Source organism: Streptomyces sp. NPDC004327 (assembly GCF_042873935.1).
In the GTDB taxonomy this organism is placed as follows: Bacteria; Actinomycetota; Actinomycetes; order Streptomycetales; family Streptomycetaceae; genus Streptomyces.
In genome coordinates this window covers 168407-192807 of record NZ_JBIAME010000008.1, presented here as the reverse complement: position 1 = coordinate 192807, position 24401 = coordinate 168407, and the positions used below count along the sequence as shown (strand labels likewise).

The window sequence follows — 24401 nt, the reverse complement described above, 5'->3', positions numbered from 1 at the left end:
TCTTTGACAGGTGCGGGACATCACACCGAAGCACACCGGAGGAGTGTTCATGACTCAGCCCGAGCGCCGGACCCCGGCCCGACGAGCGGTCCTCGGAGCGGCCGGAGCCGCCGTCCTGGGCGGCTCCACGGTCCTCGCCGGCGGCACCGCGCAGGCCGTCCAGTCGGCCGTCGCCGCCGACGGCGAGACCGGCTCCCGCGTCCAGGGCCACGGCCGCGGCTACCGCGCGCTGCCCGTCCCGTACGTCATCGGCCACCGCGGCGCCAGCGGCTACCGCCCCGAGCACACCCTCGGCTCCTACCAGCTCGCCCTCGACCTCGGCGCCCACGTCGTCGAGCAGGACCTCGTCCCCACCAAGGACGGCCACCTGGTCTGCCGCCACGAGAACGAGATCGGCGGCACCACCGACGTCGCCGACCACGCCGAGTTCGCCTCCCGCAAGACCACCAAGACCGTCGACGGCACCGCCATCACCGGCTGGTTCACCGAGGACTTCACGCTCGCCGAGCTCAAGACCCTGCGGGCCAAGGAGCGCATCCCCGCCGTCCGCCAGAAGAACACCCTCTACGACGGCCGCTGGACCGTGCCCACCTTCGAGGAGGTGCTGCGCTGGGCCGAGGACGAGGGCCGCCGGCTCGGCCGCGAGGTGTGGCTGCACGTCGAGACCAAGCACCCCACCTACTTCCGCTCCATCGGCCTGCCCCTGGAGGAGCGCCTCGCCAAGCTGCTGCGCCGCTACGGACGCCACCGCGCGAACTCCCCGCTCTTCCTCCAGTCCTTCGAGCCCAGCAGCATCCAGCGGCTCGCGAAGCTCGTGGACTCCCCGGGCGTCGTGCTGCTCTCCGGCGCGAGCACCCGCCCCTACGACTTCGTCGCCGCCGGCGACCCGCGCACCGTCGCCGACCTGGTCACGCCCGAGGGGCTGCGCTGGATCGCCTCGTACGCCCAGGGCATCGGTCCCACCATCGACCTGATCCTGCCCCGCGACGCGAGCGGCCGGCTCGGCACCGAGACCACGCTGGTCCGCGACGCGCACGCCGCCGGCCTGATCCTCCACCCGTACACCATGCGCAACGAGAACACCTTCCTGCCGGTGGAGTACCGCAGGGGCACCGACCCGACCGCGTACGGCGACGCGTTCGGGGCGCTGAAGCGCTACTTCGCGACGGGCATCGACGCGATCTTCTCGGACAACGCGGACACGGCGCTGCTCGCCGCGGCGGACTTCGCGGGGCGCTGACGCCGACACCTCGTACGCGCCCCGTACCCCCGCCCGGGTGATTCACGGCCGGGCCCGCAACCGGGCCCGGCCCGCCCCGCATCGTCGCGGGCATGACCTCCCGCGCCTCCCGTGAAACCCTGCTCGCCACCCTCACGCCGCTGCTCGCCGCCGAGTCCCGGGCCGAGGCGTCCGCCGCCGGTGTCGAGGCGGGCGACCTCGAACAGGCCGTGTGGCTGCGGCTCCTGGAGCGCATCGACGAGGACGGGGCCGCGCCCGAGCGCCCCGCCGAGTGGCTGCGCGGGGCCGTGCGGGCCGAGGCGCGCCGGGCCCGCCGGGCGCACGCGCGCGAGCGGCCGTACCGGGGCGAACCGGCTCCTGAGACGGCGTCACCGGAGAGCTCCGCGCTGGTCGCCGAGCGACGCCGCACCGTGCGGGCCGCCGTCCGCCGCACGCCCGGCCACTGCCCGCGGCTGCTGACCGCGATGCTGCACCCGGACGACCCGACCTACCGCGAAATCGCAGGGGCGTTGGGTATCTCACAGGGGAGTCTGGGGCCGATGCGTTCCCGTTGCCTGGGATGCCTGCGCAGAATGCTGGCTGCGGAGGTTCCCGGCCCCGACGGGCGGGGAAGGGTGCCGTAGACCGACGGCGGACCAGGTGAGCGGGAGGCATGCACACATGGGCATGAGCGTGACGATCTCAGCGGCGGACGCGGCCGAGGACGCGGAGAGCATCCTCAAGCTGCAGTTCCTCTGCTACCAGCGGGAAGCCGAGATCTACCAGGACTGGTCCATCGAACCGCTCACCCAGTCGCTGGCCGAGCTGCGCGCCGAACTCGCCGAGGGCCGGGGCTTCGTCGCCCGCCTCGGCGACGAGATCGTCGCCTCCGTGCGGGGCCGGCTCGACGAGGACGGCACCGTACGGATCGCCAAGCTCATCGTGCACCCGCGGATGCAGCGCCACGGCCTCGGCGGACGGCTGCTCGACGCCATCGAGAACCACTTCGCCGACGAGCCGGCCCCGGCCGCCGCCAAGCGCTTCCAGCTCTTCACCGGCCACCGCAGCGAGGGCAACCTGCGGCTCTACCGCAGCAAGGGCTACGAGCAGGTCGCCACGCGCGAGGTGGGTCCGAAGCTGACCCTGGTCACCCTGGAGAAGGCCGCCTAGGCCGCCTGGACCGCCCGGGCCCCTTCGCGGGCCCGGCGCAGCCACCAGATGCCGGTCAGCGGCAGCAGCACCGGGATGAAGACGTAGCCGTAGCCGTAGTCCGACCACACCGTCGCATCCGGGAACGCCGACGGTTCGACCAGCGTCCACGTCCCCACGGTCAGTACGCCCGCGAGCTCGGCGACGCAGCACACCAGCGCCGCCTTCCGGGCCGTCTCCCCGCCCCGGACGAGCGTGTACGTGATGAAGACGTAGACCACGGCGGCGACGGCGGACAGGCCGTACGCGAGCGGCGCGCGGTCGAAGTCGGTGGCGATCTGGTAGATCGAGCGGGAGACCGCGCCCACCGACATCACGCCGTACAGCCAGACGACCAGCATGCCCGGGCCCGACACCAGGCGCCCGGCCCGCCGCGTCCCCGCCCCGGTCGCCGTCCCGGCCTCGGTCCCGGCCTCAGTCCCGGTCCCGTTCTCGGTCGCGGTCATGATCAGCCCACCGTCCAGATGTCGTAGAGACGCACTTCGAGCACGGCGAGCACGATCGCGCCCGCCGTCACCGTCGCCGAGCCCCACTTGCTGCGCTCGGTGAGCGACATGAGACCGGCCGCGGGCACCGCGCACAGCGCGCCGATGAGATAGGCGATGAAGATCGCCGTGCCCTCGTCGGCCTTCTCGCCGCGGGCCAGCTGCACGATGCCGACCACGAGCTGCACCAGGGCGAGGAAGGTCACCACGGCCATGCCGATGAAGTGCCAGTCCTTGGTGGACTGGTCACGGCTGAAGGCGAAGCCGCACCAGGCGGCGAGGGCGAGCGCGGCCACCGAGACCGCGACCGTCAGGGCGTCAAGCATGCGCCCGAGGGTATTACGGGCCGAATGGCCCGATGCGCGCGCCCCCACCACCGCGGCCCCCCGGGCCCACCGCGCGCCCCCCGGGCCGTGGCCTGTGCCACACCCGCCCCTCAAGGCGCCCGTCCCGCCGTCCGCGCGGCGACCGGTCCGGCCCCCGCAACGGCCCAGGCCACACCCGGGGGAGCGGGGCAACCGCCGGCCCGCGAGCCGCACCCCCGTGGACCCCCGTGTCCGGATGGCGTCTCAGCGCTGTCCGCTATTCGGACAACTCTCTTTCGTTCGCACCTGCGCATGCTTTACTTGCAGCCATGACCACGACGAGCAGCCGCACCCTTGCGACCGAGGCGAACCAGACGCCCGGTGCTCGTTGTATGTGTCGAATGTGCGCCAACTGAGGGCCCCCGCCTGAGCTCGCGCCCCGAAGCGAGCCCCGACGGCCGAGCCGGTCCCGCCCACCCAGGCGCAGGACCGAGCCGCCCCGCGCACGCGCTGCCCGCCGGTTCACCCCCGCGTCCAGCCGCCCTGCGCCTGACTGTCCGAATGACGAAATGCCGTGCACGGCGGACCCACGCGCCGCGCACTCGACAGTGACGGAAACCCCTGTGATCACCACTTCGGGCCTGACCAAGGTCTACGAGTCGCGAGGCCGCCAGGTCACCGCTCTGGACGGCGTCGATCTCCACGTCCGCGAAGGCGAGGTCTTCGGCGTGATCGGCCAGAGCGGCGCCGGCAAGTCCTCGCTCATCCGCTGCGTCAACCTCCTGGAGCGCCCCACCTCCGGCACCGTGACCGTCGACGGCGTCGACCTCACCGCGCTCGCCGGCAGGGGCCGCCGCGCCGGGAAGGACCTGCGCCGGGCGCGCAGCAGCATCGGCATGGTCTTCCAGCACTTCAACCTGCTGTCCTCGCGCACCGTCAAGGACAACATCGAACTTCCCCTGGAGATCCTCGGCGTCTCCGGCGCCGAGCGCTCCCGCCGCGCCCTGGAACTCCTCGACCTGGTCGGCCTCGCCGACAAGGCCAAGGCCTTCCCCGGCCAGCTCTCCGGCGGCCAGAAGCAGCGCGTCGGCATCGCCCGCGCCCTGGCCGGGGAGCCCAAGGTGCTGCTCTCCGACGAGGCCACCAGCGCCCTCGACCCGGAGACCACCCGCTCCATCCTCCAGCTCCTGCGCGACCTCAACCAGCAGCTCGGCCTCACCGTCCTGCTGATCACGCACGAGATGGACGTCGTCAAGACCATCTGCGACTCCGCCGCCCTGATGCAGAAGGGCCGCATCGTGGAGTCCGGCACCGTCGGCGAACTGCTCGCCACCCCCGGCTCCCAGCTGGCGGCCGAGCTGTTCCCGGTCGGCGGCGCCGCCACCGGCCCCGACCACACGGTCGTCGACGTCACGTTCCAGGGCGAGACCGCCACCCAGCCGGTGATCTCTCAGCTCTCCCGTACGTACAACATCGACATCTCGATCCTCGGCGCGGCCATGGACACCGTCGGCGGCCGCCAGATCGGCCGGATGCGCATCGAGCTCCCCGGCCGTTACGAGGACAACGTCGTCCCGGTCGGCTTCCTGCGCGAGCAGGGCCTCCAGGTCGAGATCGTCGAGGAAGCACACGTGCCCGCGCAGACCGCTGCCGAGGCCCCCACGCTGGTGAAGGAAGGTGCCAAGTGACCTGGTCCGAGATGCAGCCGCTGCTCGAGCAGGGCACCGTCGACACCCTCTACATGGTCCTGTGGGCCACCGTCGTCACCATCCTCGGCGGCCTCCCGCTCGGCATCCTCCTCGTCCTCACCGACAAGGGCGGACTGCTGCAGAACCGGCCGGTGAACAAGGTCGTCGGCGCGATCGTGAACGTGGGCCGCTCGCTGCCCTTCATCATCCTGCTGATCGCCCTGATCCCCTTCACCACCCTCGTCGTCGGCACCTTCATCGGCCCCACCGCGATGATCGTGCCGCTTGCCATCGGCGCCATCCCGTTCTTCGCGCGGCTCGTCGAGACCGCGGTCCGCGAGGTCGACCACGGGCTCGTCGAAGCCGTCCAGGCCATGGGCGGCGGCATTCCCACCATCGTCCGCAAGGTGCTGCTCCCGCAGGCCCTGCCCTCGCTGGTCTCCGCCGTCACCACCACCGTCATCGTGCTCATCGGCTACTCCGCCATGGCCGGCGCGGTCGGCGGCGAGGGCCTCGGCTCCAAGGCCATCACCTACGGCTACCAGCGCTTCGACACCACCTTCATGCTCGTGACCGTCGTCGTCCTGATCGCGATCGTGACCGTCGTCCAGCTGATCGGAGACGGCGCCGTCCGCCTCCTCGCCCGCCGCGGCCGCACCGCCTAGGCGACCCCCGGCCGCAAGGCCGCCCCGGACTTCGCAACCCGAAGAAACAGCCCGGACTTGTTGTCCAGGCGAAGAATCCGCTCCACCCGGAAAGAGGCACTCTTCGTGCGCAAGAACATCAAGCTCGCCGCCGGCATCGCCGCCACCGCCGCCCTCGCCCTCGGCCTGACCGCCTGCGGCACCTCGTCGGACCCGTCCTCCACCAAGGACGCGGCCGGCTCCGCCGACAAGCCCCTCGTCGTCGCCGCGTCCCCGACGCCGCACGCCGACATCCTCAACTTCGTCAAGGACAACCTGGCCGCGAAGGCCGGCCTGAAGCTGGAGGTGAAGGAGTTCACGGACTACGTCCTGCCGAACACCGCCACCGAGTCCGGCCAGGTCGACGCCAACTACTTCCAGCACAAGCCGTACCTCGACGACTTCAACAAGAAGAACGGCACCCACATCGTCCCGGTGGTCAACGTCCACCTGGAGCCGCTCGGCCTCTACTCCAAGAAGGTCGCGTCGCTGAAGGACATCAAGGCCGGCCAGACCGTCGCCGTCCCCAACGACACCACCAACGAGGGCCGCGCCCTGCACCTGCTCGCCGACAACGGGCTCATCACCCTCAAGGCGGGCATCGGCACCGACGCCAAGCTCTCCGACATCACCGACAAGAAGGGCCTGGAGTTCAAGGAGCTGGAGGCCGCCACCGTGCCCCGCGCCCTGAACGACGTCGACGCCGCCGTCATCAACGGCAACTACGCCATCGAGGCCAAGCTGTCCCCGGCGAAGGACGCCCTCGCCCTGGAGAAGGCGGAGGGCAACCCCTACGCCAACTTCCTCGCCGTCAAGGCCGGCAACGAGAAGGACGCCCGCGTGCAGAAGCTGGTCAAGCTCCTGAACTCGCCCGAGGTGAAGAAGTACATCGAGGACACCTACAAGGGCTCGGTCGTCCCGGCCTTCGGCGCTCCCGCCAAGTAGTCCTCGCGCACCTCCCGGACCCGCCGCCCACGCGGCAGCGTCCACTGCCCAGAAGGCCCCGCGCGCCCCGTCCGGCGCACGGGGCCTTCGGCTCGCTCGTGTCACCCGCGCATGCGCGGCGACAGCCGCATGCTGCATGCTGTGCGTTCACGGTCATTCACGTATGGAGTTGCGCATGACTACGACCTTCCCGTCCCTCTCCATCAGCACGGACCGGTTGGTGCTGCGCCCCTACGAGGAGGCCGACCTCCCCGCGTTCACCGACATGATGAACGACGAACTCGTGGTCGCCTGGACCTCCGTACCGCACCCGTACACCCGCGCCCACGCCGAGGAATGGGTGCGCAGGATCGCTCCTGCAGAACGCGCCGAGGGCCGCGGGATCGTCTTCGCCGTCACCGAGTTCCTCACCCAGCGGCTCGTCGGCACCGTCCACCTCCACCACACCGACTGGCGCACCCGAGCGACCCAGGTCGCCTACGTCACCGCCCCCTGGGCCCGCGGCGAGGGCTACGCCACCGAATCCGTCCTCGCCGTCGCCCAGTGGCTCTTCGGCGACCGCGGCTTCGAACGCCTCGAACTGCGCACCGCCGCCGACAACACCGCCTCGCAGCAGGTCGCCCAGAAGATCGGCTGCATCAGCGAGGGCGTGCTCCGCAACGCCTGGATAGCGCGCAGCCAGACCGAGACCGGCGAATGGACCGACTTCCGCACCGACCTCATCGTGTGGAGCCTGCTCCCCGAGGACCTTGACGGCGTCGCCGACCAGATGGCCGAGGCCGGACTCTCCACGTACGCCGACTGGAGCTGACCACCCGTCCGGAGCCGGCCGCCGGGCGGACGTTCCCGTCGGCCGGATGTTCCCGTCGGTCGGACGATCCCGCAGGAGCCGGACCCGATCGCCGGCCGGAGCCGACCGCCCCGGCCCGCCCCGGCCGCTCGACCGGACTCGGCCGCTCGACCGGACCCGATCGCCCGGCCGGAGCCGGCCGCCCGGGTACGCTCGACAGGCCCCGCCCGCACACCCCCAGGGAGACAGACGCAGATGGCCGACCGGGTCACGGTGATCGGCTGGGACGGCTCGCCCCTCACCGAGGCGGCCCGGTCCGCGCTCGCCGCGGCCACCCTCGTGGCCGGCGCCGCCCACCACCTGGCGCTTCCCGAAGTACCGGTCGCCGCCGAACGCATCCGGCTCGGCAGCGTCGACCTCGCCGCCCGCCGCATCGCCGGCCACCGCGGCACCGCCGTCGTCCTCGCCGACGGCGACCCCGGCCTCTTCGGCGTCGTCCGCACCCTGCGCGCCCCCGAACACGGCCTGGAAGTCGAGGTCGTGCCCGCCGTCTCCTCGGTCGCCGCCGCCTTCGCCCGGGCCGGCATGCCCTGGGACGACGCCCGCGTCGTCGTCGCCCACCAGCGCACCCTGCGCCGCGCCGTCAACGTCTGCCGCGCCCACCCCAAGGTCGCCGTCCTCACCTCGCCCGGCGCCGGGCCCGCCGAACTCGCCCTGCTCCTCGACGGAGTCCACCGCACCTTCGTCATCTGCGAGGAACTCGGCACCGAACGCGAACAGGTCTCCGTCCTCACCTCCGACAAGGCCGCCGACCACGTCTGGCGCGACCCCAACGTCGTCCTCGTCATCGGCGGCGGCTCCACCGGGGGCTGGCTGATGGGCCACGACACCCCTGCGGTACGCGGCTGGGCGCTGCCCGGCGCGGACACCGGCGGCCGCGCCGGCCAGGACCCCACGCTGCGCGCCGCCGGACTCGCCCGCCTCGGCCCCCGCGACGGTGACCTCGTCTGGGACATCGGCTGCGCCACCGGCGCCTTCGCCGTCGAGGCCGCCCGCCTCGGCGCCGCGGTCATCGCCGTCGACGCCGACCCCGAGGCGTGCGCCCGCACCGAGGCCGCCGCGCGCGCCGCCGGCGTCCAGCTCCAGACCGTCCCCGGGCGCGCCCCGCACGTCCTGGAACGGCTGCCCGAGCCCGATGTCGTACGCATCGGGGGCGGCGGCGTCCCCGTCGTCACCGCCTGCACCGACCGCCGGCCCGAACGGATCGTCGCGCACGCCGCCACCCGCGACGAGGCCGAGGCGATGAGCCACGCCCTCGCCGACGGCGGCTACGAGGTCGAGTGCGCCCTGCTGCAGACCGTCGGTCTCGATCCGGCCGACTGGACCGAGCGGGCCCGTTCCGTCGTCTTCCTCCTCTCGGGCCGCCGGAGCTGACGCTCCCTCGCGAACACGCGCGTGCGCTCCCGCGCACTCCCGCGTGAACTCTCCAGCGGCAACTCCCCGCGGACTCCGGCGTGCACTCCCCGGCGGACTCCGGCGTGCGCTGCCCGGCGGACTCCGGCCCGTCTCACGGGCGCCCACCCGTGATCGCGCCGCCCACCGGGCGAGGTAGGCTGGCCGATTGTTGTACCGCCCCCGGGTGGCCGGAGATTTGCTCTCCAATGTCCGGAAAAAGGGGCCCTCTTGGGCGCCTTTTGTGGTACGCAGCAACCGGAAAACCGCGCGACGTGGCGCAGTCCACAGCGCACCGTGGCGGATCCGCCTGCCACGATGGCCGAAGGCCGCGACAATGCATGGGTGTCCGCGCGTCTCGTGCCGCGCGGCGCGCACGCTCGTTCTTGTCGACGGGCGCAGGTCTGAAGGAGCACAACCGATGGGCGAGGGGTACGCAGCATGACGGACACCGGCCAGGTCCCGGGCGAGGGGCTGCCGGAGAACGCGGCCATGGTCGAGCAGCCGGGCGTCCCCGCTCCCGGCGCGTTCACCTACCCCGACCCCTCCGAGAACATGGCAGACGCGGCGCACCAGGCCGAGGACGACGAAGTGCTCCTGATGCCGGGCGCCCAGGGCGCCTGGAGCGAGCAGCCGCCGGGCGTCGTGCCCGCGCCGCCGGTCACCGTGCCGGCCCCGCCGATGCTCGACGTCGACCCGCTGACCGCCCCCTTGGAGCAGGTCACCGGCGCCACGCCGCCGCAGGGCGTCCCGCTGCCTCCGCTGCCCACTCCCGCGCACGGCGTGCCGCTGGCCGCCCCGCAGGAGCAGCCGCTCGTCACCGAGCACGGCTACGAGCCCGGCATCCTCGACACCGGCGCCCACGAGGCGGCCGGCCGCGACACCGGCTCCGTCGACCTCGGCGGCGTCCGCATGCACGAGGCGCAGACCCCGCCGCCCGCCCGCCGTCCGCTGCACATGGGTCCGCCCGTGCCGCCGGACGCCACCGGCGGCGTGGTCCGCTCCCTCGCCGACCGCGGCCCGGCCGCCGCGCCGCAGCCCGCGCCCGTCCCGGCGCCCGCCGCCCCGGCCCCGATGCCGGTGGCCGCCGCCGCGCCCGCCCCGATGCCGGTGCGCACCCCGGGCCTGCCGACCGCCGGTCCGGAGTACCTGGACATCCCGCAGGACCAGCAGACGGCCCCGCAGGGCGCCGTGCCGTGGACCGTCCCGCCGCAGGAGGCCCCGGCCGCCCCGGCCGAGGCTGCCGCTCCGCCGGTCGCCCAGTTCGTCCCGGTCGAGGGCTCCGTCCCGACCGCCCCGCACCTGGCCCCGACCCCGCAGCCGGAGCCCGCTCCCGAGCAGCAGCCGGCCGCCGAGGAGGGCGCTGAGCCCGTGGCGGTCGCCGAGGCCGTGGAGGCGCCCGTGGCGGAGGCCCAGGCCGTCGCCGAGCCGGTCGTCGCCCAGCCGGTGGCCGCCGAGGCCCCCGCCGCCGAGCCGGTCGTGGAGCCCGCACCCGTACCCGTACCGGCCGCCGAGCCGGTCGCCCAGGAGGCCCAGGCCCCGGCCCAGCCCGCCCCGGTCCAGGTCCCCGCCCCGCGCGAGGCCGAGCCGGAGGCACCGGCCGAGGCCGCCCCCGAGCAGCCCGCCCCGGTGGCGGAGGCCGCCGTCGTGGAGCAGCCCGTGGCCGAGGCCCCGGTTCCGGCCGCCGAGGAGCAGCCGGCCGCGGTCGAGGCGGTCGCGGTCGAGGCGGTCGCCGAAGAGATCCCGGTCGTCGCCGAGGACGCCCCCGAGCAGCAGCCCGAGGCCGCGCCCGAGACGCCGGAGCAGCCCGCCCCGGTGGCGGAGGCCCCGGCGGCGCCCGCGGCCGAGGCGCCGCGGGAGGCCGTGGAGGCCCCGCAGCCCGCGGCCGTCGCCGAGCTCCAGCCGGAAGCCCCGGTGGCCCCGGCGGAGCCCGAGGCCGGCGCCGAAGCCCAGCCGCAGCACGAGATCCCGGCCGAGGACCCCACCCAGGCCGATGTTCAGACCGAGGCCCGGACCGAGGCCGAGGCCCAGGTCGTGGACCAGGCAGCGGTCGAGGCCGAGACCGCGGACCCGGCCCAGGCGGAAGCCCAGGCGCAGACCCAGGCGGAGGCCCAGGACGAGGACCCGGACCAGGCCGAGGCACAGCTCCCGGTCACGGAGCGGGCCCCGGGCTACGACGAGGCCGAGCGCGAGGCCGTGCTGCGCGTGATGCGCGAGCGCCGCGACATCCGCAACGGCTTCCGCTCGGACCCGATCCCGCACGAGGTGCTGCTCCGCGTCCTGGAGGCGGCCCACACCGCGCCGTCCGTCGGCCACTCGCAGCCGTGGGACTTCGTCGTCATCCGGTCCGCGGAGACGCGCCGGGCGATGCACGAGCTGGCCGAGACGCAGCGCGAGGCGTACGCCAAGTCCCTTCCCAAGGGCCGGGCGAAGCAGTTCAAGGAACTGAAGATCGAGGCCATCCTCGACACGCCCGTGAACATCGTCGTGACCGCCGACCCGACCCGGGGCGGCCGCCACACCCTCGGCCGCTACACGCAGCCGCAGATGGCCCCGTACTCCTCGGCGCTCGCCGTCGAGAACCTGTGGCTCGCCGCCCGCGCCGAGGGCCTCGGTGTCGGCTGGGTCAGCTTCTTCGACGAGCGCGAGATGGTCCGCGCCCTCGGCCTGCCCGAGCACCTCGAAGTGGTCGCGTACCTGTGCGTCGGCTACGTCGACGAGTTCCCGGACGAGCCCGAGCTGATGCAGGCCGGCTGGTCCAAGCGCCGCCCGCTGTCCTGGGTGGTCCACGAGGAGACGTACGGCCGCCGCGCGCTGCCCGGCGAGGAGCCGCACGACCTGCTCCAGGAGACCGTCTCCAACATCCGCCCGCTGGACGCCAAGGCGCTCGGCGAGGCGTGGGAGCGGCAGAAGCGCATGACGAAGCCCGCCGGGGCGCTCGGCATGCTGGAGATCATCTCCGCGCAGCTGGCCGGCCTGTCCCGGGTCTGCCCGCCGCCGATCCCGGAGCCGGCCGCCGTCGCGATCTTCGCCGGCGACCACGGCGTGCACGCCCAGGGCGTCACCGCCTGGCCGCAGGAGGTGACCGGCCAGATGGTCGCCAACTTCCTCGGCGGCGGCGCGGTCTGCAACGCCTTCGCCAACCAGGTCGGCGCAGAGGTCTGCGTCATCGACGTGGGCGTGGCGAGCGAACTGCCCTCCACCCCGGGCCTGCTGCCCCGCAAGGTCAAGGCCGGCACCGCCGACTTCACCATCGGCCAGGCGATGACCCGCGAGGAGGCGGTCGCCGCCATCGAGGTGGGCATCGAGACCGCCCGCGACCTGGTGGCCGCCGGCAACAAGGCGCTGCTCACCGGCGAGATGGGCATCGCGAACACCACCGCGTCCGCTGCCCTCATCTCCGTCTACACCGGCGTGGACCCGACCGAGGTCACCGGCCGCGGCACCGGCATCAACGACGAGATGCACGCCCGCAAGGTGGACGTGGTCCGCCGCGCGCTCGACCTCCACAAGCCGGACCCGGCGGACCCGATCGGCGTCCTCGCGGCCATCGGCGGCCTGGAGCACGCGGCGCTCGTCGGCCTCATCCTGGGCGCGGCCTCGCTCCGCACCCCGGTCATCCTGGACGGCGTCTCCACCGGCGCGGCCGCGCTCGTGGCCCGGGCCATCGCGCCCGAGTCCCTCGCGGCCTGCATCGCCGGCCACCGCAGCGCCGAGCCGGGCCACGTCGCCGCGCTCAACAAGCTGGGCCTGCGACCGCTGGTCGACCTGGACCTCCGCCTCGGCGAGGGCACGGGCGCGCTGCTCGCCCTGCCGGTGGTGCAGAGCGCGGCGCGCGCGATGCACGAGGTCGCGACGTTCGACTCGGCCGGCGTCACGGAGAAGTAGCAGCAGCGAGACGTCCCCCGGTCCCCCCGCTCGCCGGGGGGACCGGGGGACCGGTTCGTCCTGCCGGCACCGACCGACGGCGCTCGGCCGAGGGACATCCGTCACAGCGAGAAACCCCCAGGTCACCGATATCGTGAGGTGCACCGCACCGCCCTCCAGAGGAGCCGCCCGCCCCATGGCCGAGCACGCCGAGCACGCCGAGCACCCCGCCTACCCCGTCGGACTGCGCCTCGCCGGCCGCCGCGTCGTCGTGTTCGGCGGCGGCCAGGTCGCCCAGCGCCGGCTGCCCGCGCTGATCGCGGCCGGCGCGCGGGTCACCCTGGTGTCCCCCTCGGCCACGCCCTCCGTGGACGCGATGGCCGAGACCGGCGAGATCACCTGGATCAGGCGCCGGTACGAGGAGGGCGACCTGACCGACGCCTGGTACGCGCTCGTCGCGACCAGCGACCCGGTCGCGAACGCCGCCATCTCCGCCGAGGCCGAGCGGACCAGGACGTGGTGCGTGCGCTCGGACGACGCCGAGGCGGCCACCGCGTGGACCCCGGCGACCGGCGCCAGCGAGGGCGTGACGGTCGCGGTGCTCACCGGCCACGACCCGCGCCGCTCGGCGGCCGTGCGGGACGCGATCGTGGAGGGCCTGCGCGACGGTTCGATCGCCGCGCCCGCGCACCGCGCCCGCACCCCGTTCGTCGCCCTGGTCGGCGGCGGCCCCGGCGACCCGGACCTGATCACCGTGCGCGGCCGCCGGCTGCTCGCCGAGGCGGACGTGGTCATCGCGGACCGGCTCGGCCCGCGCGACCTGCTCTCCGAGCTGCCGCCGCACGTCGAGGTGATCGACGCGGCGAAGATCCCGTACGGCCGGTACATGGCCCAGGAGGCCATCAACAACGCGCTCATCGAGCACGCGAAGCGGGGCAGGTCGGTGGTCCGCCTCAAGGGCGGCGACCCGTTCGTCTTCGGCCGCGGCATGGAGGAGGCGCAGGCCCTGGCCGCCGCGGGCATCGCGTGCACGGTGGTGCCGGGCATCTCCAGCTCGATCTCGGTGCCGGGCGCCGCCGGCATCCCGGTGACGCACCGCGGCGTGGCGCACGAGTTCACGGTCGTCAGCGGCCACGTGGCACCGGACGACCCGCGCTCGCTCGTCGACTGGGCCTCGCTCGCGAAGCTGACCGGGACCCTCGTGATCCTCATGGGCGTCGACAAGATCGGCAGGATCGCCGAGGCCCTGATGGCGAACGGCAAGGCGCCCGAGACCCCGCTGGCCCTCATCCAGGAGGGCACGACCGCCACCCAGCGCCGGGTCGACGCGACCCTCGCGACGGTCGCGGAGACGGTGAAGGCCGAGGAGGTGCGCCCGCCGGCGGTGATCGTCATCGGCGACGTGGTGCACGAGGGCCCGAGCAAGCCGCCGCAGCCGTCGGACCACTAGGGCACAGCCCCCCACACCTGTACGCATTGGCACCATCCCCGGAACAAGGCAGTATCACCCCGTGGCCGAACTCATCACGATCGACGACCCCGACGACCCGCGTCTGCGCGACTACACCGGACTGACCGACGTCGAGCTGCGCCGCAGACGCGAGCCCGCCGAGGGCCTGTTCATCGCCGAGGGCGAGAAGGTCATCCGCCGCGCCAAGGACGCCGGCTACGAGATGCGCTCCATGCTGCTCTCGGCCAAGTGGGTCGACGTCATGCGCGACGTCATCGACGAACTCCCGGCACCGGTGTACGCGGTGAGCCCGGACCTCGCCGAGCGCGTGACGGGCTACCACGTGCACCGTGGCGCCCTGGCCTCCATGCAGCGCAAGCCGCTGCCGACGGCGCCGGAGCTGCTCGCGGGCGCCCGCCGGGTCGTGGTCATGGAGGCGGTCAACGACCACACCAACATCGGCGCGATCTTCCGCAGCGCGGCCGCGCTCGGCATGGACGCGGTGCTGCTGTCGCCGGACTGCGCGGACCCGCTGTACCGCCGTTCGGTGAAGGTGTCGATGGGCGCCGTGTTCTCGGTGCCGTACGCCCGCCTGGACACCTGGCCGCGCGGCCTGGAGGCGGTCCGCGAGGCGGGCTTCAAACTGCTCGCGCTGACCCCGGCGGACCGCGCGATGTCGATCGACGACGCCGCCCCGCACAAGCTCGACCGGGTCGCCCTGATGCTCGGCGCGGAGGGCGAAGGCCTCTCGACGCAGGCGCTGCGCGCGGCGGACGAGTGGGTCCGCATCCCGATGGCCCACGGCGTGGACTCGCTGAACGTCGGCGCGGCGGCCGCGGTCGCCTTCTACGCGGTGACGGCCGGCCGCCCGCAGGACTGACGGACGCCGCCGCAGGGCCGTAGGACCCGGAGGCCGTAGGACCCGGGGGAGCGGCGCCGGGTCCGGAGGCCGTACGGCCCAGGGCCGGCGGCCCGGGGTGCGTGCCGGCGCTAGGGCCTGTCCGGCGGATCAGGGTCGGACAGACCCTAGCCCTGCAGCGCCTGCGCGGCCGCGATGCCCAGTGCCACCACGAGCGTCACCACCACGAAGACGAAGATCCGCTGGCGCAGCAGCCGGGGGTTGGCGGGGCGCAGGCCGGTGGAGGTGTTGCGTCCGCCGGGCCGGGACTGCGGGGCCCGGGAGCTTCCGCCCGTACGCGGCGACGACGGCCGGGACGCGGAGGGCCGGGCACCGGCCGGTCGCCCCTGTCCACCGGTGGGCCGGTCGCCGGCCGGCCTGCGGGCGGCGCGCTCGCCGGCGCGCTCGGCGCCGCCTCGCTCGGGCGCCCGCTCGCCGTCCCACTCCACGGCCGACCGCTCCGTCGTCCGCTCGGTGTACCGCTCCGTGGGCCGTACGGCCCCGGCGCCGCGCTCCTCGTTCCGCTCGCGGCCCTGCGGCGCGGAGGGCCGGGCGGCGGCCGGCAGGCCCTGGGCCTCGCGGGCGGCGATCTCCTTGAGCCGCATGGACAGCTGGAGCGTGCTGGGACGTTCCTCCGGATCCTTGGCCAGGCAGGCCCGCACGAGCGGCGCGAGGGCGTCGGGCACGCCGTGCAGCTGCGGCTCCTCGTGCACGACGCGGTAGAGCATGACCTCGGAACTGCCGTGCCCGAAGGGCGAGTCGCCCATGGCCGCGTACGCCAGGGTGGCGCCGAGCGAGAAGACGTCGGTCGCGGCCGTGACGGGCGCGCCCCGCACCTGCTCGGGCGCGAGGAAGCCGGGGGAGCCGACGGCGGTGCCCACGTGCGTTAGCGTGCTGGCGCCGGTGGCCCAGGCGATGCCGAAGTCGATGATGCGGGGGCCCTTGGGGGAGAGCAGGATGTTCGACGGCTTGAGGTCGCGGTGCACCACCCCGGCCTCGTGCACGGCGACCAGGCCCTCCGAGAGGGCGGCGCCGATCGCGGCGACGTCGGCGGCCCGCAGCGGACCCTCCTCGGCGACCCGGTCGTGCAGGGAGGGCCCGGGCACGTACTGGGTGGCGAACCAGGGACGGTCGGCCTCCAGGTCGGCGGCGACGAGCCGGGCGGTGCAGCCGCCGCGGATCCGCCGAGCGGCGGACACCTCGCGGGCGAAACGCGAGCGGAACTCCTGGTCCTCGGCGAGGTCGGGCCGGATGACCTTGAGCGCCACCCGCTGCCCGCGCCGGTCCGAGCCGAGGTACACGACCCCCATCCCGCCGGCCCCGAGCCGGCGGTGCAGCCGGAAGGACCCGACGATCCGCGGGTCCTCGCGCCGGAGCCGCATCATCGCCATGTCCGTCCCCTCGTCCGTTCGACGTGGCACAGCTTACGTACCGCCGCACCGGCGTGCTCACAGGCCGCGCCCTCCTGGCCGCATCGATTGTCAGTGCTGAGGGGGACACTTGAGGCCCGGTCAGCACAAGCGGCCGCCAACACCCTCTCGTATCAGGCTTGTTGGGATTCCGTCCGGCCGACACCCCGGGCGCGCGGGTGAAACGTGACCGACGTCACGCATCCCCTCGGGGAAGACCCTGGGTCCGGCGGACCGGTCTCCACCCTGGGGAGTACGCCAGGCGGAGTGGGGTCATCCTCCGGGAGGCCCGGAAGTCGGTACGCGGGCATGACGTCCGTGCGGCCGTCGCTGCCTAGATTTGAGGTCAAGCGGCGGGTGCAGCACTCGTCCCCCGAGGTCACCGCACCCGCCGCGCCGACCTACCAGTCCGATCAGCACGAGCCGACAGGAGAGGAACCATGGCGTTCCCGGCCCCGCGGACGAATCCCCGTCCCACCGGCCACCGTCACCCTCTGGTGGCGACCGCCATGGTCCTCCCTCTCGCGGCTCTGCTCGTGGTCGTCTTCGGCGGCTGGGACGCGGTGGTCACACAGGCGTCGTCCGTGGGCGTGATGCTGGGGCGCTGAGCGGCGCCCCGGACCCGGGAGAGCGGCCCGGGTCGGGGACATCCGGCCAACAACCCCGTGGGGACGGGGGTGCGGCGGACGGCAGCGTGCGGCCGGTCAGCTGGGGAGCTGACCGGCCCTCGCGCTTTTCCGGCACGGCTCGCCCGCCCCGTAGGCTCCCGCCGTGGAGGAAACCGATCTCACCCGCCTGCACGCGCTCGCCCGCGAGGCGGCACACCCCGACGGGGCGCCGTCGTGCCGCTGCACGGTGGACCTGCTCGCGGACCGGGACGACGGCACGGTCGTACGGCACGGAGACCTCGTCCTGAAGGCCCACGCGCCCGGCGGCGACCCCGACGAGCTGCGGTCGCGCACCGCGGTGGCGGCCCTGCCGTCCCTGACCGACGTCCTCCTCCCGCCACTCCCGGTACCGTCGTCGGCCTCGCCTCTCCCCGCGCCTCGCACCCCCTTCCCCGCCGGCCGGCCGCTCACCGCCTGGCCGTACGGCACGCCCGTCGACCCGGACGATCCGGACGCGGCGCCCTGGGAGGCGGCGGCCCGGCTGCTCGCGTCGCTGCACCGGGTCCCGGTCCCGCCCGGGCTGCCGGCGATGCGGGCGCCCGTGAAGGCGGCCCTCGCGGTGGCGCGGATGCGCCGCGCCGCGCCGGACCATCCGGCCGCGGCCGCGGTGCTGCGCGCCTGGCGCACCGTTCCGGAGCCGGGCAGTGGGCCGGGGGCGTACCGGGCGCTCTGCCACGGCGACTTCCATCTGGGCCAGCTGGTCCGGCCGGGCGGCGGCCCGTCCTGGCGGCTGATCGACGTGGACGACCTCGGCCTCGGCGACCCGGCCTGGGATCTGGCCCGCCCGGCGGCGTGGTTCGCGGCGGGCCTGCTGGCGCCGGAGGTCTGGGCGCGCTTCCTCGGGGCGTACGAGGCGGCCGGCGGCCCGGCGAGCGGCGGCCCCGGCGCCGACCCCTGGTCCCGGCTCGACGTCCCGGCCCGCGCGCTCACCGTGCAGACCGCGGCGCTCGCCGTCGCCAAGTCCACCGTCGAGGGGCGCCCGCTGGACGAGGTGGAAGAGGTGATGATCGACACCTGTGCCCGAATCGGTACGCTCCGAACCGAGTTGGCCCCGCCTGCGTCCCCCTAGGGTGAGAGCACCATTCGAACGGCAGGGAGTTGAGACCCGCATGCAGTGTCCCAAGTGCCACGCGCCCATGCACACCTACAACCGCAACGGTGTCCAGATAGAGCAGTGCAGCGGCTGCCGCGGCATCTTCCTGGACTACGGCGAGCTGGAGGCCCTGACCCGCCTGGAGTCGCAGTGGGTGCAGCAGGCCCCGCCGCCGGCGTACCCGGCGCAGCCCGCGGCCCCGGCCTGGGGAGCCCCGCACCACGGCGGTCACCACGGTGGGCACCACGGCGGTCACCACGGCCACCACAAGGGCGGCTTCGGCCGGCTGCTGTTCTCCTCCTGAGGCGTCGGGTCCTGAGGCGTCGAGCCGCCCCTCCGGGGGCGGCCCCCCTCTCCGGGCGGGGGAGCGGACACGACGAAGCCCCCGGCCGCGAGCAGCGGCCGGGGGCTCATCTCTGGTGCGCGATACTGGGATTGAACCAGTGACCTCTTCCGTGTCAGGGAAGCGCTCTCCCGCTGAGCTAATCGCGCGGGGTGATCCGAGAGCCGGGATCCGAGGATCCGGTGCGCGATACTGGGATTGAACCAGTGACCTCTTCCGTGTCAGGGAAGCGCTCTCCCGCTGAGCTAATCGCGCGGGGTGACTCGAAGATCACGAACCCGAAGGTCCGGTGCGCGATACTGGGATTGAACCAGTGACCTCTTCCGTGTCAGGGAAGCGCTCTCCCGCTGAGCTAATCGCGCGGGGGATCCGAGGATCCAGGACCCGAGGGTCCAGTGGACGATACTGGGATTGAACCAGTGACCTCTTCCGTGTCAGGGAAGCGCTCTCCCGCTGAGCTAATCGTCCTTGGAGGTGGAGACGGGATTTGAACCCGTGTAGACGGCTTTGCAGGCCGTTGCCTCGCCTCTCGGCCACTCCACCAGGAGTGATAACAGGGGTTCGGGAAGATCCCCCACATCGAGCGGACGACGAGATTCGAACTCGCGACCCTCACCTTGGCAAGGTGATGCTCTACCAACTGAGCCACGTCCGCTTGTCGTTTCCGTTTCGCTTGCGCGTCCCGGCGACGTGTTGAACTTTAGCGGATTCCTCGGCCAGTACAAAAACGCGTTTGCGCAGCGTGCTGACCTGCACCCCCTCCAGACCCCCTCCAGGCCGCCGGCCGGGTCCCGGCGGGGGCGCGCGCGGCGTGGTGCGGGAGCGTTCGTACGGCGTTCACTCCCCGTGTCCCGGGGGTGGCGGTGAGGCGTCCGCCGGCGGCCCCCGGGTCCCCTTCCGGCCACCGTCCTAGACTCGCAAGAGTGCACCCCCTCACCCCTATGGCGCGCTTCGGCGGCCTCCTCGCCACCGACCTCCGGGACGTCACCCATGATCCCGAGGCGCTGGACTCCACCGGCTTCTGGGCCGTCTGCGCGGACTTCGAGGGCCGCCTGACCTGCGCCCGCTTCGGTGACGTGCGACCCGACCCGGTCCCCGCGCCGCTGCCCGGCGCCTGGCGCGGCCCCGCCGCCGGCGACTGGACGTCCTCGCTCGACCGCGCCGCGTACACGGCGGGCGTGCGCCGGGTGCGCGAGCACATCGCGCGCGGCGAGGTCTACCAGGCGAACCTCTGCCGGGTGATGTCCGCGCCGCTGCCCGACCCGGCCCACGCCGACGTCGACGCGCTCACCGCCCTGCTGGCCCGCGGCAACCCCGCCCCGTACGCCGGAACGATCCGGCTGCCCGCGCACGGCGTGGAGATCGCCACCGCCTCGCCCGAGCTGTATCTGCGCCGCACCGGCCGCACCGTCGAGTCCGGCCCCATCAAGGGCACCGGCAGGACCGCCGAGGACCTCCTGGAGAAGGACCACGCCGAGAACGTGATGATCGTGGACCTGGTGCGCAACGACCTGGGCCGCGTCTGCGCCACCGGGTCCGTCACCGTGCCCGAGCTCTGCGCCGTCGAACCGCACCCCGGCCTCGTCCACCTGGTCTCCACCGTCCGCGGCGAGCTGCGTGACGAGGCCGGCTGGCGCGAGCTGCTCACCGCCACCTTCCCGCCCGGCTCCGTGACCGGCGCCCCCAAGTCCAGCGCCCTGCGGATCATCGAGGCCCTGGAGACCGCCCCGCGCGGCCCCTACTGCGGCGGCATCGGCTGGGTCGACGCCGACCGGCGCACCGCCGAGCTCGCCGTCGGCATCCGCACCTTCTGGATCGACCGCGCCGCCGGCCTGCTCCGCTTCGGCACCGGTGCCGGCATCACGTGGGGCTCCGACCCCGAGCGGGAGTGGGCCGAGACCGAACTGAAGGCGTCCCGGCTCGTCGCGATAGCGTCGGGCGGGTACGAGGCGAGCGACGCGTACGAGGCGAGTGGAAAGGCCATATCTCGATGAAACTCTGGGTCAACGGCGCACTGCACGACGCCGGGGCCGCGCTGGTGTCCGTCCTGGACCACGGGCTCACCGTCGGCGACGGCATCTTCGAGACGGTCAAGGCCGAGCGCGGCGAAACGTTCGCTCTCACCCTGCACCTGGAGCGGCTCACCCGCTCCGCCCGCGGCCTCGGACTCCCCGACCCGGACCTCGACGAGGTCCGCCGCGCCTGCGCCGCCGTCCTCGCGGCCAACCCGATGGAACTCGGCCGGCTCCGCATCACCTACACGGGCGGGCTCTCCCCGCTCGGCTCCGAGCGCGGCACGTCGGGCCCGAGCCTGGTCGTGGCGCTCGGCGAGACCGGCCGCCGCCCGGACTCCACCGCCGTGATCACCGTCCCGTGGACCCGCAACGAACGCGGCGCGCTCACCGGCCTGAAGACCACCTCGTACGCCGAGAACGTCGTCGCCCTCGCCCGGGCGCACGAGCGCGGCGCCTCCGAGGCGCTGTTCGCCAACACGGTCGGCCGGCTCTGCGAGGGCACCGGCTCCAACGTCTTCGTGGTCGTCGGCGGCCGCGTCCTCACCCCGCCCGTCTCCTCCGGCTGCCTCGCGGGCATCACCCGCGCCCTCGCCGTGGAATGGACGGGCGCGGAGGAGACCGACCTGCCGCTCGACGTCCTGGACAGCGCCGACGAGATCTTCCTGACCTCGACCCTGCGCGACGTCCAGGCCGTGCACCGGGTCGACGACCGGGAACTCGCCGGGGCGCCGGGCCCGGTCACCGCCAAGGCCATGCGCGTCTTCGAGGAGCGGGCGGCCCAGGACCGCGACCCGAAGCTCGGTTAACCGGATGACGGTGGGGCGGCGGGGTGGGTAGAACACCGGTGATGACCACCACCCTGCGGCCGTCCGAGCCGCTCCAGCAGTCCGCCGACGGCGGCCGCTCGCGCACGTACGACATCTGCGTGAACAGCCGCCGGGTCGGCTCCGTGCACGTCTCCACCGACCCCGGCTTCGGGCCGACCACGGGCGTCATCCAGCGCCTCCGGGTCGACGAGCCGGACCGCGGGCGGGGCCGCGGCACGGTCGCGGCGCTCGCCTCGGAGGAGGTGCTGCGCGACTGGGGCTGCCGGCAGGTGCTGATCCAGGTGCCCGCGGCGGCGGAGCCCGCGCTGCGGATGGCCCGCTCGCTCGGCTACACCGAGCGCAGCCGGAACATGGTCAAGGAGCTCCCGGAGCGGCCCGCCGCCCTGCCGCCCGGCTTCCAGGCGCGGCCCATGACCGAGGCCGAGTTCGGGCCGTGGGAGGCCGCGGCGCGGGAGGGCTACGCCCGCAGCTGGATCGACCGCGGCATGCCGGCGGACCTGGCCCGCGCCAAGGCGGAGGCCGGGCACCGGGAACTGCTCCCGGACGGGCTCGCGACCCCGGGCATGGCATTCCACCTGGCCGTCCTGGACGGGCAGGTGGTCGGCCGGGTGTGGACCGGCCCGCGCGAGCTGGAACCGGGGACGCGCGGCGGGTACGTGTACGACATCGAGGTCGCCGAGGAGCACCGCGGCCACGGCCACGGCCGGGCCCTGATGCTGCTCGCCGAGCAGACCGCGCGGGCGGCCGGGGAGAGCCTGCTCGGACTCCACGTCTTCGCGGGCAACACCCCGGCGCTCCGGCTCTACGAGTCGCTGGGCTACCGCACGACCTGCCTCAACAGCGCCAAGCCGCTCTAGGGAGTACCTGGCCGGACGCCGGCGCCCGTCCGGCGGGTCAGGCCGCCAGGAGACGGTCGGCGATCTCCTCGATGCGCGCGCGCAGGCCGTCCTGGCTCTGGCCGCCGTCGAGGCGCTCGCCGCCGACGACATAGGTCGGGGTGCCGGTGACCTTGATCGCCTTGCCCTCGGCCTCGTCGGCGTCGACGGTGAGCAGGTGCCGGCCGTCGATCAGGGCGGTGTCGAACTCCTCGGAGTCCAGGCCCAGTGCGCCCGCCACCTCCAGGAGCACCGGCTCGCCGCGCTCGCCGAGCTCCGCGGTCCTGGCGAGCAGCGCCTCCGTGTACTCCCAGCCCTTGCCCTGGGCGAACGCCTCCTCGGCGGCCTGGGCCGCGGCGTAGGCGTGCTTGTGCTTGGCCAGCGGGAAATGGCGCAGCTGCACGTCGAGGCGGGCGCCGTACTTCTCGCGCAGCGCGCGGACGTCGTCGAGGGCCTGGAAGCAGTCGGGGCACTGCAGGTCGAACCAGGTCTCCAGGACGACCGGGGAGGCGGGGGTGGTGGACTCACTCATGGGAAGAGTCTCCCATCCGGCGATCCCTGGGGGACGACCCGGAGATCTCCCTGATCCGGGGCCCGGGCCATGGCCGCGGGCGGCCCGGGCGGTGCAGGATGGAAGGGACGAACCACCCGTGGCGTGCCACCCGTGACGTCCCACTCGTGACCAGGAGGACCGCATGCTTGCCGAGACCATCTGCTCCGCGGCCGCCGTGGCGGGCCTCGGCATCGCCGCGGTCACGGCCTTCCGCAAGAAGTACCTGGCCGCGGCCCGGATAGCCGCCTACGCGCTGGTGCCGCTCGGCCTGGTGATGACGGGTGCGGTGCAGTGGCTGGCGGACACGGCCTTCAGCCCGGTCGCCTGGGCCGGCTTCGGTGTCCTCGGCGCGGCCTGGCTGCTCCTGTCGTCCACGCGGGCCGTCGAGCGGCGCCGGGCCGGGCGGGCGGAGACCACCGCGGGCGAGGGGCGCGGGGCCGTGGCACCGGCCGCCTCGGCGCCGTCGCTCGGCGCGGGGCGGCGTGGCCCGACCGCGAAGCCGCAGGCCAAGACCGGCGACGAGGACTTCAGCGACATCGAGGCGATTCTGAAGAAGCACGGAATATGACCGGGACCGGTCGTCGATCCGACCGGTTCTGACGGTTCTCGTTCCCCGCGTCCACGGGATGGGGTGAACGGGCGTGCCCGTGGGGTGTGTTGCGGGATTTCCGGGCCGCCGTGTGCGCGATCATCCCCGCGAGATGCTCGATACCTCGCGGGACCCCGTCCCCACCTCCGCCGCGCCCCCCACCGCACCTCCCGCCGAGGAGCCGCGCGGCTGTCTGTTCGCGCTCTCCCAGCCGCCACTGATGATCTTCCTGGCGGTGATCGGCGGGCTGCTGCTCATGGCCGCCGTCCACGATCTGTTCCTGCTGTGAGGGTCAGCCCGCGGCTTCCTTGCGGCGCGCCCGGTAGGCGGCGACGTGGAGCCGGTTGCCGCAGGTGCGGCTGTCGCAGTAGCGGCGGGAGCGGTTGCGGGAGAGGTCGACGAAGGCCCGGCCGCAGTCCGGCGCCTCGCAGCGGCGCAGCCGCTCCTGCTCGCCCGCGACGACGATGAAGGCCAGCGCCATGCCGCAGTCGGCGCCCAGGTGGTCGGCGACGGAGGCGCCCGGCGCGAAGTAGTGCACGTGCCAGTCGTAGCCGTCGTGGTCGGTGAGCTGCGGCGTCGTGCCGGCGGCGGCGACCAGCTGGTTGATCAGGCTGGCGGCGATCCGGGCGTCGGGGGCCGAGAAGACGGCCGTGAAGCGCTCGCGCACGTCACGGACGGCCTTCAGATCGTCGGCGTCGAGCTCACCGACGTCGCTGATCTTGTGCCTGTGCACGAAGGACCGAAGCGCCGGGATGTCCTCGAGCTCGTCGTCGCGGTCGCCCTGGGGGGCGGTGTTCATCAGATCGACGACGGTGTCGAGGGCGATGCGGGTGTCGTGGGGGATCAGCACGATGCGCTCCCTGGCCGGCTGCGGGCGGGTGCCCGCGGATTTGCGCTGACTCTAGCGCGACCCGGAAACGCGCATCGGCGCCCTCCGCCGCGCCGGCTGCGCGGTGGAGGGCGCCGATGGAAAGGCGTAAGCGACTGCCCGCGCGGCGCCGTCTCCCCGAGTCGGACGGCGCCGTGCGGCTCTCGGGC

General features: G+C 73.9%; 24 protein-coding genes and 6 tRNA genes. 19 read left to right on the top strand and 11 right to left on the bottom strand.

The genetic code is table 11. The annotated features are described in order from the left end of the window. Nucleotides 1–49 precede the first annotated feature (49 nt). The 3 genes from ACFYU9_RS27000 to ACFYU9_RS26990 all read left to right on the top strand — a co-directional run bounded on the left by ACFYU9_RS27000 (nucleotide 50) and on the right by ACFYU9_RS26990 (nucleotide 2389). Complete coding sequence (locus ACFYU9_RS27000; RefSeq protein WP_389346314.1) at nucleotides 50–1240, top strand: glycerophosphodiester phosphodiesterase; 1191 nt, start codon at nucleotides 50–52, stop codon at nucleotides 1238–1240. A 92-nt stretch (nucleotides 1241–1332) separates the two neighbouring features. Next, complete coding sequence (locus ACFYU9_RS26995) at nucleotides 1333–1863, top strand: sigma-70 family RNA polymerase sigma factor (RefSeq protein WP_389212784.1); 531 nt, start codon at nucleotides 1333–1335, stop codon at nucleotides 1861–1863. A 37-nt stretch (nucleotides 1864–1900) separates the two neighbouring features. After that, nucleotides 1901–2389: a GNAT family N-acetyltransferase gene (locus ACFYU9_RS26990; RefSeq protein WP_389212786.1), complete on the top strand. Its 489-nt coding sequence runs from the start codon at nucleotides 1901–1903 to the stop codon at nucleotides 2387–2389. Here the strand turns inward: ACFYU9_RS26990 and ACFYU9_RS26985 are convergent. Together ACFYU9_RS26985 and ACFYU9_RS26980 are read right to left on the bottom strand one after the other, a co-directional pair. Beyond that, entirely contained in the window at nucleotides 2386–2874 is a 489-nt protein-coding gene (locus ACFYU9_RS26985) for a hypothetical protein (protein ID WP_389346313.1), read from the bottom strand. The genes ACFYU9_RS26990 and ACFYU9_RS26985 overlap by 4 nt on opposite strands. Nucleotides 2875–2876: 2 nt before the next feature. Beyond that, nucleotides 2877–3239: a hypothetical protein gene (locus tag ACFYU9_RS26980; RefSeq protein WP_389212790.1), complete on the bottom strand. Its 363-nt coding sequence runs from the start codon at nucleotides 3237–3239 to the stop codon at nucleotides 2877–2879. Between the two features lie 602 nt (nucleotides 3240–3841). Between ACFYU9_RS26980 and ACFYU9_RS26975 the strand changes: the two genes are divergently transcribed. The 8 genes from ACFYU9_RS26975 to ACFYU9_RS26940 all read left to right on the top strand — a co-directional run bounded on the left by ACFYU9_RS26975 (nucleotide 3842) and on the right by ACFYU9_RS26940 (nucleotide 14973). Next, the gene (locus ACFYU9_RS26975) at nucleotides 3842–4906 is read left to right on the top strand and encodes a methionine ABC transporter ATP-binding protein (RefSeq protein WP_389346312.1); all 1065 of its coding nucleotides are present in this window, start codon (nucleotides 3842–3844) and stop codon (nucleotides 4904–4906) included. Further along, a complete protein-coding gene (locus ACFYU9_RS26970; RefSeq protein ID WP_389212793.1) occupies nucleotides 4903–5571 on the top strand; it encodes a methionine ABC transporter permease in 669 nt (222 codons plus the stop codon). Before ACFYU9_RS26975 ends, ACFYU9_RS26970 begins: the two co-directional genes overlap by 4 nt. 105 nt (nucleotides 5572–5676) lie before the next feature. Continuing rightward, a complete protein-coding gene (locus ACFYU9_RS26965) occupies nucleotides 5677–6534 on the top strand; it encodes a MetQ/NlpA family ABC transporter substrate-binding protein (protein WP_389212795.1) in 858 nt (285 codons plus the stop codon). Nucleotides 6535–6670: 136 nt separating this feature from the next. Next, a complete protein-coding gene (locus ACFYU9_RS26960) occupies nucleotides 6671–7345 on the top strand; it encodes a GNAT family N-acetyltransferase (RefSeq protein WP_389212796.1) in 675 nt (224 codons plus the stop codon). A gap of 234 nt (nucleotides 7346–7579) precedes the next feature. Then, nucleotides 7580–8758 (top strand): precorrin-6y C5,15-methyltransferase (decarboxylating) subunit CbiE, encoded by a 1179-nt coding sequence (cbiE, locus tag ACFYU9_RS26955; protein WP_389212797.1) that lies wholly within the window; start codon nucleotides 7580–7582, stop codon nucleotides 8756–8758. Nucleotides 8759–9217: 459 nt separating this feature from the next. Further along, the gene (gene cobT, locus ACFYU9_RS26950; protein ID WP_389346311.1) at nucleotides 9218–12664 is read left to right on the top strand and encodes a nicotinate-nucleotide--dimethylbenzimidazole phosphoribosyltransferase; all 3447 of its coding nucleotides are present in this window, start codon (nucleotides 9218–9220) and stop codon (nucleotides 12662–12664) included. A 175-nt stretch (nucleotides 12665–12839) separates the two neighbouring features. Continuing rightward, on the top strand, nucleotides 12840–14093 hold the full coding sequence (gene cobA / locus ACFYU9_RS26945; RefSeq protein WP_389212801.1) for a uroporphyrinogen-III C-methyltransferase: 1254 nt from the start codon (nucleotides 12840–12842) through the stop codon (nucleotides 14091–14093). A 61-nt stretch (nucleotides 14094–14154) separates the two neighbouring features. Beyond that, nucleotides 14155–14973 (top strand): TrmH family RNA methyltransferase, encoded by an 819-nt coding sequence (locus ACFYU9_RS26940; protein WP_389212803.1) that lies wholly within the window; start codon nucleotides 14155–14157, stop codon nucleotides 14971–14973. 146 nt (nucleotides 14974–15119) lie between these two features. Here the strand turns inward: ACFYU9_RS26940 and ACFYU9_RS26935 are convergent, their stop codons facing one another. Further along, complete coding sequence (locus tag ACFYU9_RS26935; protein ID WP_389346310.1) at nucleotides 15120–16382, bottom strand: protein kinase; 1263 nt, start codon at nucleotides 16380–16382, stop codon at nucleotides 15120–15122. A gap of 458 nt (nucleotides 16383–16840) precedes the next feature. Here ACFYU9_RS26935 and ACFYU9_RS26930 point away from each other — a divergent pair, with 458 nt between their 5' ends. From ACFYU9_RS26930 to ACFYU9_RS26920, 3 genes are all read left to right on the top strand, one after another. After that, a complete protein-coding gene (locus ACFYU9_RS26930) occupies nucleotides 16841–17008 on the top strand; it encodes a hypothetical protein (RefSeq protein WP_389212807.1) in 168 nt (55 codons plus the stop codon). A 163-nt stretch (nucleotides 17009–17171) separates the two neighbouring features. Beyond that, complete coding sequence (locus ACFYU9_RS26925; RefSeq protein WP_389346309.1) at nucleotides 17172–18137, top strand: phosphotransferase family protein; 966 nt, start codon at nucleotides 17172–17174, stop codon at nucleotides 18135–18137. Nucleotides 18138–18177: 40 nt separating this feature from the next. After that, nucleotides 18178–18465, top strand: coding sequence for a zf-TFIIB domain-containing protein (locus tag ACFYU9_RS26920; protein WP_389212811.1), 288 nt, complete (start codon nucleotides 18178–18180; stop codon nucleotides 18463–18465). Nucleotides 18466–18578: 113 nt separating this feature from the next. On the opposite strand, the gene ACFYU9_RS26915 is transcribed toward ACFYU9_RS26920, so the two are convergent. The 6 genes from ACFYU9_RS26915 to ACFYU9_RS26890 all read right to left on the bottom strand — a co-directional run bounded on the left by ACFYU9_RS26915 (nucleotide 18579) and on the right by ACFYU9_RS26890 (nucleotide 19159). Further along, a tRNA-Val gene (locus tag ACFYU9_RS26915) sits at nucleotides 18579–18653 on the bottom strand. 34 nt (nucleotides 18654–18687) lie between these two features. Then, a tRNA-Val gene (locus ACFYU9_RS26910) sits at nucleotides 18688–18759 on the bottom strand. 35 nt (nucleotides 18760–18794) lie between these two features. Next, nucleotides 18795–18866 (bottom strand) — tRNA-Val (locus ACFYU9_RS26905). A gap of 34 nt (nucleotides 18867–18900) precedes the next feature. Then, a tRNA-Val gene (locus ACFYU9_RS26900) sits at nucleotides 18901–18972 on the bottom strand. A gap of 1 nt (nucleotide 18973) precedes the next feature. Then, nucleotides 18974–19047, bottom strand: a tRNA-Cys gene (locus tag ACFYU9_RS26895). A gap of 39 nt (nucleotides 19048–19086) precedes the next feature. Then, nucleotides 19087–19159 (bottom strand) — tRNA-Gly (locus tag ACFYU9_RS26890). Nucleotides 19160–19427: 268 nt separating this feature from the next. Between ACFYU9_RS26890 and ACFYU9_RS26885 the strand changes: the two genes are divergently transcribed. Genes ACFYU9_RS26885 through ACFYU9_RS26875 form a run of 3 tightly spaced genes read left to right on the top strand, consistent with a single transcriptional unit; the run spans nucleotide 19428 to nucleotide 22203 of the window. Beyond that, nucleotides 19428–20498, top strand: a complete 1071-nt coding sequence (locus ACFYU9_RS26885) for a chorismate-binding protein (RefSeq protein WP_389212813.1) — start codon at nucleotides 19428–19430, stop codon at nucleotides 20496–20498. Then, nucleotides 20495–21325 carry an aminotransferase class IV gene (locus ACFYU9_RS26880; RefSeq protein WP_389346308.1) on the top strand — a complete coding sequence of 277 codons (831 nt, stop codon included), beginning with the start codon at nucleotides 20495–20497 and terminating at the stop codon, nucleotides 21323–21325. Before ACFYU9_RS26885 ends, ACFYU9_RS26880 begins: the two co-directional genes overlap by 4 nt. Before the next feature lie 41 nt (nucleotides 21326–21366). Next, nucleotides 21367–22203: a GNAT family N-acetyltransferase gene (locus ACFYU9_RS26875; RefSeq protein WP_389212817.1), complete on the top strand. Its 837-nt coding sequence runs from the start codon at nucleotides 21367–21369 to the stop codon at nucleotides 22201–22203. Between the two features lie 37 nt (nucleotides 22204–22240). Here the strand turns inward: ACFYU9_RS26875 and ACFYU9_RS26870 are convergent, their stop codons facing one another. Continuing rightward, nucleotides 22241–22753: a DsbA family protein gene (locus tag ACFYU9_RS26870; RefSeq protein ID WP_389212819.1), complete on the bottom strand. Its 513-nt coding sequence runs from the start codon at nucleotides 22751–22753 to the stop codon at nucleotides 22241–22243. Between the two features lie 163 nt (nucleotides 22754–22916). Here ACFYU9_RS26870 and ACFYU9_RS26865 point away from each other — a divergent pair, with 163 nt between their 5' ends. Together ACFYU9_RS26865 and ACFYU9_RS26860 are read left to right on the top strand one after the other, a co-directional pair. Next, nucleotides 22917–23342, top strand: coding sequence for a hypothetical protein (locus tag ACFYU9_RS26865; RefSeq protein ID WP_389212821.1), 426 nt, complete (start codon nucleotides 22917–22919; stop codon nucleotides 23340–23342). Between the two features lie 133 nt (nucleotides 23343–23475). Next, nucleotides 23476–23652 carry a hypothetical protein gene (locus ACFYU9_RS26860; RefSeq protein WP_389212823.1) on the top strand — a complete coding sequence of 59 codons (177 nt, stop codon included), beginning with the start codon at nucleotides 23476–23478 and terminating at the stop codon, nucleotides 23650–23652. Between the two features lie 3 nt (nucleotides 23653–23655). Here ACFYU9_RS26860 and ACFYU9_RS26855 read toward each other — a convergent pair whose 3' ends face one another. Then, nucleotides 23656–24213, bottom strand: a complete 558-nt coding sequence (locus ACFYU9_RS26855; protein WP_389346307.1) for a CGNR zinc finger domain-containing protein — start codon at nucleotides 24211–24213, stop codon at nucleotides 23656–23658. Between the last annotated feature and the right edge of the window lie 188 nt (nucleotides 24214–24401).

Bases quoted from the DNA above. Each gene is read 5' to 3' on its own strand.
- ACFYU9_RS27000 (WP_389346314.1), top strand. From the start codon at position 50: ATGACTCAGCCCGAGCGCCGGACCCCGGCCCGACGAGCGGTCCTCGGA.
- ACFYU9_RS26995 (WP_389212784.1), top strand. From the start codon at position 1,333: ATGACCTCCCGCGCCTCCCGTGAAACCCTGCTCGCCACCCTCACGCCG.
- ACFYU9_RS26990 (WP_389212786.1), top strand. From the start codon at position 1,901: ATGGGCATGAGCGTGACGATCTCAGCGGCGGACGCGGCCGAGGACGCG.
- ACFYU9_RS26985 (WP_389346313.1), bottom strand. From the start codon at position 2,874: ATGACCGCGACCGAGAACGGGACCGGGACTGAGGCCGGGACCGAGGCC.
- ACFYU9_RS26980 (WP_389212790.1), bottom strand. From the start codon at position 3,239: ATGCTTGACGCCCTGACGGTCGCGGTCTCGGTGGCCGCGCTCGCCCTC.
- ACFYU9_RS26960 (WP_389212796.1), top strand. From the start codon at position 6,671: ATGCTGTGCGTTCACGGTCATTCACGTATGGAGTTGCGCATGACTACG.
- cbiE (WP_389212797.1), top strand. From the start codon at position 7,580: ATGGCCGACCGGGTCACGGTGATCGGCTGGGACGGCTCGCCCCTCACC.
- cobT (WP_389346311.1), top strand. From the start codon at position 9,218: ATGACGGACACCGGCCAGGTCCCGGGCGAGGGGCTGCCGGAGAACGCG.
- cobA (WP_389212801.1), top strand. From the start codon at position 12,840: ATGGCCGAGCACGCCGAGCACGCCGAGCACCCCGCCTACCCCGTCGGA.
- ACFYU9_RS26935 (WP_389346310.1), bottom strand. From the start codon at position 16,382: ATGGCGATGATGCGGCTCCGGCGCGAGGACCCGCGGATCGTCGGGTCC.
- ACFYU9_RS26930 (WP_389212807.1), top strand. From the start codon at position 16,841: ATGGCGTTCCCGGCCCCGCGGACGAATCCCCGTCCCACCGGCCACCGT.
- ACFYU9_RS26920 (WP_389212811.1), top strand. From the start codon at position 18,178: ATGCAGTGTCCCAAGTGCCACGCGCCCATGCACACCTACAACCGCAAC.
- ACFYU9_RS26880 (WP_389346308.1), top strand. From the start codon at position 20,495: ATGAAACTCTGGGTCAACGGCGCACTGCACGACGCCGGGGCCGCGCTG.
- ACFYU9_RS26875 (WP_389212817.1), top strand. From the start codon at position 21,367: ATGACCACCACCCTGCGGCCGTCCGAGCCGCTCCAGCAGTCCGCCGAC.
- ACFYU9_RS26870 (WP_389212819.1), bottom strand. From the start codon at position 22,753: ATGAGTGAGTCCACCACCCCCGCCTCCCCGGTCGTCCTGGAGACCTGG.
- ACFYU9_RS26865 (WP_389212821.1), top strand. From the start codon at position 22,917: ATGCTTGCCGAGACCATCTGCTCCGCGGCCGCCGTGGCGGGCCTCGGC.
- ACFYU9_RS26860 (WP_389212823.1), top strand. From the start codon at position 23,476: ATGCTCGATACCTCGCGGGACCCCGTCCCCACCTCCGCCGCGCCCCCC.